Raw genomic sequence first — 11,037 nt, forward strand, 5'->3', positions numbered from 1 at the left:
GCTCCAGGAACGATCGCGATCCCGGAGCAGTTTTTTTATAATTTTTCGATGACTCTATCAATCAGGCCGTAAGCTCGTGCTTCTTCTGCTGTTAAGTAATAGTCACGGTCCGTGTCACGCTCGACTTTATCCATCGGCTGCTTGCTTGTTTCTGCAATAATGCGGTTCAGGGTATGCCGCGTTTTGAGAATATGCTGCGCGCGTATATGAATATCGCTGGCTTGCCCCTGTGCGCCACCCCAAGGCTGGTGAATCATGACTTCGGCGTTGGGAAGTGCAAATCTTTTGCCCGGTGCGCCGGCGGTCAGTAGAATCGCTCCCATAGAAGCAGCCATGCCCACGCAGATTGTGGAGACGTCAGGTTTGATGAAATGCATCGTGTCGTAGATCGCAAGCCCAGCCGAGGTGGAGCCGCCCGGAGAGTTAATATATAGGGAGATGTCTTTTTCCGGATCTTCGGCAGATAGGAACAGCAGCTGTGCGATGATCGCGTTCGCCACTTGATCGTCGATTGCGGTGCCGACAAACACGATGCGGTCTTTTAGCAGTCTGGAGTAAATGTCATAGGAGCGCTCGCCGCGCCCGGATTGTTCAACGACCATAGGAATGAAGCTCATGAGAATCATCCTTTCGATTTGGGCTTTTTACTTTAAGCAGCTGCGTTTCGTACGGTATTGTGGGCAGGCTTTTGGCCGAAGCCCGAGGAAACGATGACAAGTCGGACGGGCGATTCTGATGCGAGTGTCCGGGTAGTGACGGTCGCTTCTGATGAGCTGCCACGGCGGTAAGCATCGATGGAAATGACATTGCCTTCTTGCTCCTGCGGACGGTTGGCTTGTTGTTCCCAGACAATGACAGGCGCAGATTCGGGTTGCGGTATGCGCGTTTGATCGGTGGTTTGGCTCATGGGAGAACCTCCTTATTCTTTGGGCTTGGGGTAAACTGCGAGATGTACATGGTACGAGGAATCATGCTCGGGCCGGCTCACATAACGGTTGACTAACTGCTGGACCATGGCTGTATATTCATCAACAAAAGATTGCCGTTCCTGCTCTGTAGCTAACTGCACCTGAAACTGCAGCGAAGCGCTAGGGATGATTTCATCTGTATCCGATTGCTCCATTAGCTGCATCGCATCCCGCTTGATTCGCTCCGATGTGGTGATGAGATGGGCCAGCGAGCTTTGATCCTTGAGCTTCTGTAAGGTTTCCGGCTTCATGCTGAGGGACTCGGCAAGAACAAAGGTGCGGGCGATGGATCGGTACAGCACTTCTACAAGGTTGCGCACTTGGCGGGTGCCGACTTTGTGCACGAGACCAGCTTTCTCCAGCGCTTTCAGATGATAATTGATGCGCTGCGCGGTTTCGCCAATCTGCCGGGCTACTTCTGCCGCGGAAGCCGGCTCCATCAGCTGGGCGATAATTTCCCCGCGGAGTGGATGCAGCAAGAGTGTGGCTTGCTCGGGCGACTCTACATAGTAGCTGTCTTGAATATCGTTTAACATGGAGTAGGTGCCTCCAATACAAAATGTATGTTACGTAAAAATATTTTATTACGTGGATGCTGGAATGTCAAATGGCGGATGCCTAATTTTTTTGTTGGTTGACAAATAAGTTTTGAAGTAGACAATAAAGTTTTGAAGTGACATATAAAGTTCTGAAGTAACAAATAAAGTTTTGAAGTAACAAACAAAGTTTTGAAGTATAGGGAATGGCTAGTTTGGCGAGATTATATAATACCGAGATGTAAGGACCTTTCATGTCCTTAGTCAACTGCTGCGTTCACTCCATTGGGTGAACGCATATTTTATTTTAGGGGGAATGAATGATGAATAGAGGTAATGCTATTCGCAAGACGCAGATGAATAGACTTAAGGATGGAAGAGGTCAAGGATATGGAAAGGATTATAAACCTTTCATTCAAGTAAGCGACAACAAAACACCTTCTGAAGGATATCTTATTCGGGAGTTGGGATGGAAGACCGGTAGAATACATCACACTCTTTCTAAAGAAGAATGTCGCTATCTCATGGTACTAAGCTGGTCAGATGCTGTCGTTGACATTAGAGAACAATACCCACTTACCCCGATTGAACGAAGTATTGAAATTGCGGAGCAATTAAATATTAAGCATGCAAATAAAGATAATACACCTGTTCATGCAACGACAGATTTTTTGATTACAATTGAGACTGAGAAAGGATTAGAAGATGTTGTTAGAACAGTTAAGGTTCCTAGCGATTTGACTCCGAGAACCCTAGAACTCTTTCAAATAGAAAAAAACTTTTTTAAAGAGCAAGGCATAGATTGGGGAATTATTCTTTCTACACATTTACCTATGAATCTAGTAAAGAATGTGGAATGGATGTACGAAGGTAAATACTTGGAAAGCAGACAAGGAATAGACTTGGAAGTGATCGATCATATTTCTGAGGCATTCCTTCATTTGCTTACAAAAGATAACGGTCAAATCCCCATTCAAAAGTTATGTCAGCAAGGTGATAAACAACTCGGTCTAGAGGAAGGATCGTGCATGTTTATTTTGAAGCACCAATTATCTAATAAACATTGGCATACGGATATGATAAATCAACAAATTAGAATGTCGAAACCACTATTCATAACAGGAGGAAGCAGACAATGATACTAGAGGGTTCTGTTTATCATCTTCCTAGTTTGAATGGTAGTAATGATCATATCCTCAGAGTTCTTTGGTGTTCCGAAGATAGATCTCAAATTATTGTAATGAACGCTACTAACTCAAAACAAATGGAGTTCCCATTCATTATGAGTACAGAACAATTAATTAGCGATCTCCAACAAAAAAAAGTATCGAAACTAGACCATGAGCCGGATCAACAAATCATGTATCCCACAGATGAATATTTAACTAAGTATGTTGAGGGCAGAGATGCCAAATGGGAATTAATTAAAGAAATTGTGCAAATGGAGCCGGAAATTTACGATCCAAAAGCTAGATGGCAATTAATTAAAAGTGTAATGGAAAAATTTAAAGTGAAAGAAAATGTCATCTACGATGCTTTAAAAAGGTATTGGTTTTACGGTAAAAATATAAACGGTCTATTAAATAATTATCATGAGTGTGGATTAAAAGGTGAAGAAAGAGAATATATCAAAAGACCTGGCAAAAGGGGGCCAAATGTCTATCAGCTCACTGAGAGTGATATTTCAAATTTTCAGGATACTGTGAATAAATATATCATTGAAGGTAGATTAAATATTCGTGATGCTCATCAACAGTTACTTGAGAACTACTATAAAAAGCCTGGATATCGCACAAGAGGAGCGCTAGTGCCGATAATTGTAGAGAAAGATGCGCCATCAGAGCGCCAATTTAGATACTGGTATAACAAAGAGTATCCGTTTAAAACTAGAAAAGCACACAAAGTTGGTCGAAGAAATGCAGAAAAAGATTTTAGAGCGTTACTGAATAGTAATTCAGTTTATTTAGAAGGACCAGGGGCGCTGTATCAAATAGATTCTACACCATCCGATGTTGAGGTTGTTGCTATAGATGGAAGGACTCCTATTGGCAGACCTACTACTTTTATTGTTAAAGATGTTTTTTCACGTAAAGTTGTAGGCTACTCTTCAAGTCTTAAACATGCTTCATGGATAGAAGGGGCAATGATGGCATTAGAAAATGCTTCAACCAATAAAGTGGAGTATTGTAAACGATTTAATATTCTTATTAATGAAGAAGATTGGCCCGCGGCTAATTTACCTAGAGAGATTGTCGCAGACAGAGGGGAAATGAAAAGCAAATATCCAAACGGAATCGTTTCTCTAGGAGTAAGAATTGCCAATACTCCGTCATATCGGCCTGAATTAAAAGCAGTAATTGAACAACATTTTCGAATCAAAAATGATATGATCAAACGAATTCTTGGCAAAGCTGGTGCAATAACAAAGGAAAAAAGAGATCCAGGTGATCCGAATCCCTCTGACACAGCTGCAATTACTTTTGACACATTTAATCGGATCATGATTGAACATATACTTGCTTTTAACAAAATGTCATTACCGAGGGAATTTCTAGTTACTCCTGAGATGTTTAAAGAGAATGTGGAGCTAACACCAAATTCGTTGTGGGAATGGGGAAAGAAGAGAATGCTTTTGCATGAAAGGCCAACTTCCACCATTCATTATGCACTGTTACCAAAAGAAACAGCAAAAGTCACTAGATTCGGGATCGAATTTAAAAAACTATGCTATAGCTGTGAAATCGGCGAGGAGAAGGGATGGTTCGATAGTGAGTGTATCGAAGGGAATTCCAGCGTCACCATCGCTTTTGATTCAAGAAACTGTAGTCAAATCATCATCCAGTTACAAGATGCATCATTTATTTATTGTAGATTAACACCTAAATATCAAGAATATGAAAATCTGTGTTTCGAAGATGTTAAAGCGATCTTTGAGTTTAGAAGCCAACAATATAAAAATAACTCCAATTCAGACAAACAAACAAAGGCCGAATTTAATGCCATTACTTCAAATTTAATTAAAGAGGATGTCAAACTGACTAAAGCTGAGAATTTAGGGAAGAGCAAATCTGAGTTAAAAACTCGTAAGAGAGATAAAAGAGTCAGCGAAGCTATGAATAGAAGTTCTCAAGCAGCGTTGACTTCAGTTGTAAAAAATAGCGATAACCATGTAACTGAAGCCGTAGAAACCATAAATGTGGAAAAGTATGAGTTAAGTAATAACATGAATGATTTTCTGAAAAACAAATATAAAAGTATGAAGAAGGAGATTGGCTTATGAGCACAAATCCAAATTTAAGAGTAATCAGTGGTCGTCATTGCAAAGCGGTATACAGTGAACAAGCGATCCCGGAGAATCAAGGAAACCCTCACATTGAGGCATTACCTAATCGCCTTAATAAAAATGATTTGTACGATAAGTTGTTCAGTATTCCTGCCTTTAGAGGAGATCTCTCCAGAGTTGATGCCGAGGATCGGTTAGCGTTAGTACAACAAATCGGTAAAAGTTTCTGGCTGCCTTTAGAATCCCAGTTTTCAAAATACCGGCAGCTTTACAACATGCTAAAGATTGGTTATCAGTCAAGGAATCCATTGTCTCCAGAATATAATAGACAGTATTCTGTTGGAATCGATGAGATATTTGAGCATGGCACTGATTTCGAAGGAAGAAACCTTGCTGGAGTCTGTCATACTGCCGAAATGTATGCCGAGATTGGTTTGAGCGGTATTGGTAAAACAATCGCTCAAAAAAAACTGTTGGAGCTTTTTCCGCAAGTTATTCACCATACATCTTATAATGGGAAACCGCTAAAACGAACACAGGTGGTTTGGCTACATGTCGAATGTCCAAGCAATAAATCATTAGGGGCGTTATGTCGCAACTTTTACAGGGAAGTAGATAAATTACTTGGCACCGATTACTACGAGAGATTTGGTGAGAAGGGGGGGACAATTGAAAAGTTAGTTAACAGGATGGTCAAAGTCGCAAATCTAATTAACTTGGGTGTTTTAGTCATAGATGAAATTAATAGAGTTCATAAAGCACACTCAGGTGGCGACGATAGGATGATTGAATTCATTACAGAGCTTACGAATACGATAGGAATTCCCATTATCGTTATGGGAACGTTTAAGTCACTCTATTTATTTAACAAATCATTAGCCAATTCTAGACGAGGCATTCCGGATTCTTTCACTGAGAACATCACAGATCGAATGTTAGAAGATAGTGATGAATGGGAACAACTCATCGAGGCTTTATGGGATTTACAATATACACTAACGAAGACAGAGCTTACGGAAGAATTAAAGAAAGTAATGTATTACCATAGTATGGGGATTGCAGATATTGTGGTAAAGCTTTTTATGCACGTTCAATGTCAAGCGATTATTCAAGGGGAATCTGAAGTCATTACCCCTGGATTAATTCATTCTGTTGCTAATAGTAGTCTAAGGCTGGTACAACCCTTGTTCGAAAGAATACGAAGAGGGGATACGGCAGCGTTAGTTGAGTATGAAGATGTAAAGCCCGATTGGACGGAATTTAACAAGTATTTAAAAGAGGTCAACCATAGAGTGTATGTCCATGGTGAGTTAGCTGAAGAGCATGAACGGGTAATACAGGCGAACAAAAGGGATGAAATCCTAGCTAATCTCATACAATTTGCAAGTAAGTTGGTTGATATTGAAAAAGCGGAGCTACTTTCCAGAACAGTGTATGACGCTAGTAATGGAATGGGGGAAGTTAGCTCTATGTATCAACAATTAGCAGATCTAATTCTAAAGCAAAAGCAGACGCAGACAAGGAAGAAAAGGGAAAATACGAATGTCCTGCCCAAGCTTACAAAGGTTAAGAAGGAATCTCCTTTGATGAATGAGGATGATATCAGGTATGTTGTAATGAATGGCGAAACTGATGGTTTATCGGTAGAAGAATCATTATTTAAAGCAGGTTTGATTAAGATACCTACAGAGTTTATCAGTTAATAAGGGGGAAACGGAGTGATAGTGTCATTTCCTTCGATGTTCTCTGATGAGCTCTTCTATAGCTGCTGTGCGAGGTATCACAATGAAAGTGGTAATGCGGAAGTAATGCAGACTCTGGATGATTTGTTTGGAATGCCTCATATGGTATTCGATCCGTCATACCCGAAGAATTTAGATTACTTAGTGGCTCAACTGAATAACATCATAGACGTTAACCAAATAATCTACGAGCATACGATATTTCCCCTCTTTGTGCCTTTTCTTAATAGGGGAAGGGTTGATCATTTATACAAGATGTTTCGTGGAGAGGGTAAAAACTATGCTAATCATATTCTGGGAATAAAAAATAATTTAAGGATAACCTCACTTAAATATTGCCGGATGTGTTTAATAAATGATGATGAGATGTTTGGCACACCCTACTGGCACAGATCACATCATTTGCCAGGAGTACATATGTGTTTAGCTCATCACGTCTCATTAGAGTCAAAATGTCCTGTGTGTTCGGCAGAATTTAAACCCAAAAAGGGAAATTTAACTCGTCTAAATCGATATTGTGAAAATGGACATGATTTAACAAAGGTCATTCCTCTAAATAACTTTCGCGACGAGCATATTGAACTTATGATTGAGTTAGCACAAGATGTCAGTTTTGTATGCCATCTTGATGAGCATTCTTTTAACTGGAGTGAAGTTTATGAAGTAGGCTTGAGAGAGCTAGGTTATTGTGGGAAGAATAGGAGAGTTAATTTAACGAGATTAAGGAATGACATGCAGAAGGCCTTTCCAGAGTCGTTTCTTGCTCGATTTGACTGTCATTTTAATGACAACGGGGATTGGCTTACGTCCATATACCTCAAGAAACAAACCATATTTCATCCTCTTCAGCATCTATTATTAATTCGATTTCTGTTTGGTTCAATTAGTGAATTAGTAGTTCGCTTAAAGAAAAATGATCCTATAGGCCAAAATTCAAATGTTGCATGAAAGTGTCAGGATCTTCCTGATGTTTTTTTATTCATTCTCTAATGAAAAAGTATTCAAATATTAGTGTTTAAAAGTATTATAATTATATTATTTGGCCATAATTATACTAGTAGTTAAAAGACCTGAAGGAGGAAGCGAGAAAATGGAACAGGTGGATTATTTACTCTTGGATGAAGGAGTTATTACAAGTAATGGTATTTTATTCAGAGATCATTTCTATTCATGTCCCATCGCTGTAAAGAATCAACTATTTCATCCCGATCATTGCATGGAAGATAAGCGTGTCGATGTGTTGTACGAACCATTAATGAAGGAAACAATTTTAATAAAATTAGAAGAATGGAGGCTATGCTACGCTTATTTAATATCGGAGGTTACGACGATGAGTAAAAGTGATGTTGAGGAATATCATGCAAAAATTCAAGTTCTGAAAAATAATTATAAACATTTAAGAAAAAGAAAAATTCAACGCATCATTATCGGGGAAGATAATAGCTGCAGTTGAATAATTAGTAGGCCCACTATTTATAAACTTTCTTGATTTCGCGAATTATATTCTGAAGCATGACAACCTCTTTATCATCAAATTGTTTCAAAGCTACAGTAATTTCTTTTGTTGCAGCTTCGTGGATAGATGAGAATGACTTTAGTTCAGAAGATTCAGCTGCTTGCAATAATTCATACAAATTGACAGAAAGACTGCTGGCCACTTTTTCAAGATTAACAAGTGAAATATTACGTTCTCCTCTTTCCAAACCGCCGATATAAGTGAAATGAAAACCTGATCTTTCACCTAGCTCTTCTTGGGAGAGTCCCTTTAATTTCCTTAAATCACGAATCCTCTCGCCTAAACTAAATAGTAAAGTTGACCTCATCTTATCTCACCTCTATTAAAAAGTTTAGATAAGGGATAGAGATGTAGTAATAGGTATTAAAGTATTATTTATTGCATGTAATTAAGTATTAGTATTCGGCATACCGTATATTCACTAAGTTCACTCCTAATACTAGATTAGGAGTGACTTTTTTGATTGGAGACAAATGTGATGAATACTATTTCGAATATATTCTATTTTCCAGAGATGCGCCCTGATGAAGAAATACGAAGTGTAGTTTACAGATATCATGCTATGTCAGTTAACGATGACTGTTTTAAATCTATGAAAGAGGTTTTTGGAAATAGGATTAATAGGAATTACGATACGCCTCCTCACTTGAATATACTCGCCAAGCAAATAGGGCTAGTAAATGAAGAAATAGAGTTGTTTATAAGTAATCATACATACACTCCTCTAATAAGAGCATTTATTAATGCTGAGCAAGTTGCACGAATGTTTAGTCATCCTTCCTTTTATGTAAGAGAGCTTTGTGCCAAGCTACTTTCCCCTAACGTACGTTATTGTACTGAATGTGCTCACGAGGATTATAGAGAATTTGGACACGTCTATTCTCATCGGATTCATCAAATTGCTACTATTCCGTTTTGTAAGGAGCACAGATGTAATCTTATAAGTGAATGTCCCGAATGTGGTGCTCTCTTAGCGAGTGAGTCGTCCCACCAAATGATGATATTACCTCAATGTTCTAATGGTCATGAGTTGCCTAAAGAAGCAGCTAAGGTTGTATTAGATCCCTTTCTTCTAGATCTATACGAATTTATACAAAAACTAATGTCATACAAAGGAGAAATGAATTCTTCCATTTTCTTAAGTAAGCTTTATGGAGCTATAGGTAATAGGGGATTTATTCATTTTAAGGGGGCTGTATACAAGGTCAAGTTACTTGAAAGTTTCCTTTTCAATATTTCTGAAAATGATTTACAAAAAGTTGGACTTTCACGTAGCGATATTTTGAAAACAAAATCGGTTACATTTTTTTTGGGTATTAAAAACTTCCATATATTTCCAATGCTCTATATATTGATGGCCAAATGGCTATATGGTGAAAGTAATTCGTTTTTGAACACATGCGAATCATATTCTGTTCCATTACCTTTTGGTGTTGGTCCGTGGCCCTGTCATAATAAAATTTGTCCTTCGTATAAAGAGAAAGAAAAAGTAATTAACAAGTGCATTCGTCACGTTCATGAATATGTTACAGGCGAATTCAAATGTCCAATCTGTGGCTTTTCCTATTCGAGGAAGAGTAGACCAGGGGAAGTAGAAATTGAAGAGAATTTTAATGTTGAATCATTCGGTGAACTCTGGATAAACAAGGTAATTAGCCAGTACGATCTTGGTAAAACAGTCCAAGAAATAGCTGATTCAGTATGTTCTAGCGATGTTTCAGTTATGAAGCACATTCGAATCTACAACAAAGAAAGAGAGAATAAAAATTTCCGGCTAAAAAAATATAATGAAAGTCAGCATGAAGTTACGCTTCAAGAAAAAAAAGGGAAGTTACTTAATATTTTAAACACACTAAATACTGCAAGCAGACCTGAGATCAGAAACGTAGACACATTTACGTATGATTGGCTAATGAAGAATGATAAAAGTTGGATGGAGGAGGTGTTACCTGCTAGAAAAATACATCATTCTAAAATAGTCGATTTCGAAACAATTGATATGAATATGTTTGAGGAAGTGAATATCGTGATTTCTTTGATATACAAGGAAAATCCGAATCGAATGATAACTTTCTCACTTATTGTTGGTCGGCTAAGTGGCTTGTCTAGGAATAGATTAAATTCTCCGAGGAAACATTATTTCAAAAAAACCATTGAACTAATTCGAATTCATTGCGAGCAAAAGGATCAGTATCAAAGAAGAATCTTCCCGAATGTATTAGAGTGGTTTCATAAATCTAGGTATTTAACACTCAGTGTTAAACTAATACAAAGTAAATTCGCGTGTTACCAAATAATGACGGAAGAAGTTGAAGCCTGGTTAGCTGAGGAAGTTAATAAAATAAAATAAAAGGTTTGTAGAGGCGTGTGTTCTTTTCACGATAAGAAGGAAGCTCATAGGTGAATAATGTTAAATCTGAAATAATTAGTTGTGTGAGTGCTTAACAAGAATTGGAAGTGAATTAATGAGATATTTGTTAAACTGGAAACAATTAATAACCGCAGGTTCCTATTATATTAAATGGGAATCTGCGGTGATTCCATTTGAAAGGAGGTTACAATATGTTTCTAAAGTTTTTAGACCATAATGGTTGCCAAAGGGCAGCTCCTTTCCGATGTTCATTAAAGTAACGGGCAGGTTAGTTCCAATATATGGTACAATAAAACCGATCATATTCATTCTATTTAAGGGCTTAATAAGAAGGTTGTGAGGGTTACAAAGGATGACCTGAACGATGCAACTGCATCCTATCTTCAGGTAACGGTGGCGTAAACGCAGGAAGCAACGGTAGATATCTCTGAGAGGATGAGTGAAATGACAGGGAACCTGTTTCGAGTGCTGTTCATTGTGGTGATGATCGCCGTTATCGTGAGTGTCGATATACTTTACTTAAGACATCACTTTGCGACCCGGCTAATCGTCAACATCGGAATAGTTGCGGTGTTTGTCTCCGTCTATTTCATCTTTTTCAAGAAATCGTAAGCAAAGTAC

The 11,037-nt window shown here is 38.4% G+C and carries 11 protein-coding genes; 7 read left to right on the plus strand and 4 right to left on the minus strand.

Translation table 11 applies throughout. From position 1 onward, the window contains the following. Window positions 1–35: 35 nt before the first annotated feature. Genes clpP through O9139_RS16625 form a run of 3 tightly spaced genes read right to left on the minus strand, consistent with a single transcriptional unit; the run spans window position 36 to window position 1,504 of the window. Window positions 36–617: an ATP-dependent Clp endopeptidase proteolytic subunit ClpP gene (gene clpP, locus O9139_RS16615; protein ID WP_270880578.1), complete on the minus strand. Its 582-nt coding sequence runs from the start codon at window positions 615–617 to the stop codon at window positions 36–38. Window positions 618–649: 32 nt separating this feature from the next. Further along, window positions 650–907 (minus strand): hypothetical protein, encoded by a 258-nt coding sequence (locus O9139_RS16620; protein ID WP_270880579.1) that lies wholly within the window; start codon window positions 905–907, stop codon window positions 650–652. A 12-nt stretch (window positions 908–919) separates the two neighbouring features. Continuing rightward, window positions 920–1,504 (minus strand): winged helix-turn-helix domain-containing protein, encoded by a 585-nt coding sequence (locus O9139_RS16625; RefSeq protein WP_270880580.1) that lies wholly within the window; start codon window positions 1,502–1,504, stop codon window positions 920–922. Between the two features lie 320 nt (window positions 1,505–1,824). Between O9139_RS16625 and O9139_RS16630 the strand changes: the two genes are divergently transcribed. The 5 genes from O9139_RS16630 to O9139_RS16650 all read left to right on the plus strand — a co-directional run bounded on the left by O9139_RS16630 (window position 1,825) and on the right by O9139_RS16650 (window position 7,982). After that, window positions 1,825–2,643, plus strand: a complete 819-nt coding sequence (locus tag O9139_RS16630) for a TnsA endonuclease N-terminal domain-containing protein (RefSeq protein WP_270880581.1) — start codon at window positions 1,825–1,827, stop codon at window positions 2,641–2,643. Further along, window positions 2,640–4,784 carry a Mu transposase C-terminal domain-containing protein gene (locus O9139_RS16635; RefSeq protein WP_270880582.1) on the plus strand — a complete coding sequence of 715 codons (2,145 nt, stop codon included), beginning with the start codon at window positions 2,640–2,642 and terminating at the stop codon, window positions 4,782–4,784. The genes O9139_RS16630 and O9139_RS16635 overlap by 4 nt, the downstream gene beginning before the upstream one ends. Then, on the plus strand, window positions 4,781–6,490 hold the full coding sequence (locus tag O9139_RS16640; protein WP_270880583.1) for an ATP-binding protein: 1,710 nt from the start codon (window positions 4,781–4,783) through the stop codon (window positions 6,488–6,490). The genes O9139_RS16635 and O9139_RS16640 overlap by 4 nt, the downstream gene beginning before the upstream one ends. A 15-nt stretch (window positions 6,491–6,505) precedes the next feature. Continuing rightward, window positions 6,506–7,477 (plus strand): TnsD family Tn7-like transposition protein, encoded by a 972-nt coding sequence (locus tag O9139_RS16645; RefSeq protein WP_270880584.1) that lies wholly within the window; start codon window positions 6,506–6,508, stop codon window positions 7,475–7,477. A 142-nt stretch (window positions 7,478–7,619) separates the two neighbouring features. Then, complete coding sequence (locus tag O9139_RS16650) at window positions 7,620–7,982, plus strand: hypothetical protein (protein WP_270880585.1); 363 nt, start codon at window positions 7,620–7,622, stop codon at window positions 7,980–7,982. Between the two features lie 16 nt (window positions 7,983–7,998). Here O9139_RS16650 and O9139_RS16655 read toward each other — a convergent pair whose 3' ends face one another. Next, window positions 7,999–8,352 carry a helix-turn-helix domain-containing protein gene (locus O9139_RS16655; protein ID WP_270880586.1) on the minus strand — a complete coding sequence of 118 codons (354 nt, stop codon included), beginning with the start codon at window positions 8,350–8,352 and terminating at the stop codon, window positions 7,999–8,001. Between the two features lie 171 nt (window positions 8,353–8,523). On the opposite strand from O9139_RS16655, the gene O9139_RS16660 reads away from it, so the two are divergent. Beyond that, a complete protein-coding gene (locus tag O9139_RS16660) occupies window positions 8,524–10,395 on the plus strand; it encodes a TnsD family Tn7-like transposition protein (protein ID WP_270880587.1) in 1,872 nt (623 codons plus the stop codon). A gap of 465 nt (window positions 10,396–10,860) precedes the next feature. Then, window positions 10,861–11,028, plus strand: coding sequence for a hypothetical protein (locus tag O9139_RS16665; RefSeq protein ID WP_270877747.1), 168 nt, complete (start codon window positions 10,861–10,863; stop codon window positions 11,026–11,028). Window positions 11,029–11,037 lie beyond the last annotated feature (9 nt).

This window comes from Paenibacillus aestuarii (assembly GCF_027789125.1).
GTDB classification, from domain to species: Bacteria; Bacillota; Bacilli; order Paenibacillales; family NBRC-103111; genus Paenibacillus_E; species Paenibacillus_E aestuarii.

Excerpts from the sequence above, each read along its gene's own strand:
- clpP (WP_270880578.1), bottom strand. The coding sequence starts at position 617 with ATGAGCTTCATTCCTATGGTCGTTGAACAATCCGGGCGCGGCGAGCGC.
- O9139_RS16620 (WP_270880579.1), bottom strand. The coding sequence starts at position 907 with ATGAGCCAAACCACCGATCAAACGCGCATACCGCAACCCGAATCTGCG.
- O9139_RS16625 (WP_270880580.1), bottom strand. The coding sequence starts at position 1,504 with ATGTTAAACGATATTCAAGACAGCTACTATGTAGAGTCGCCCGAGCAA.
- O9139_RS16630 (WP_270880581.1), top strand. The coding sequence starts at position 1,825 with ATGATGAATAGAGGTAATGCTATTCGCAAGACGCAGATGAATAGACTT.
- O9139_RS16635 (WP_270880582.1), top strand. The coding sequence starts at position 2,640 with ATGATACTAGAGGGTTCTGTTTATCATCTTCCTAGTTTGAATGGTAGT.
- O9139_RS16640 (WP_270880583.1), top strand. The coding sequence starts at position 4,781 with ATGAGCACAAATCCAAATTTAAGAGTAATCAGTGGTCGTCATTGCAAA.
- O9139_RS16650 (WP_270880585.1), top strand. The coding sequence starts at position 7,620 with ATGGAACAGGTGGATTATTTACTCTTGGATGAAGGAGTTATTACAAGT.
- O9139_RS16655 (WP_270880586.1), bottom strand. The coding sequence starts at position 8,352 with ATGAGGTCAACTTTACTATTTAGTTTAGGCGAGAGGATTCGTGATTTA.
- O9139_RS16660 (WP_270880587.1), top strand. The coding sequence starts at position 8,524 with ATGAATACTATTTCGAATATATTCTATTTTCCAGAGATGCGCCCTGAT.
- O9139_RS16665 (WP_270877747.1), top strand. The coding sequence starts at position 10,861 with ATGACAGGGAACCTGTTTCGAGTGCTGTTCATTGTGGTGATGATCGCC.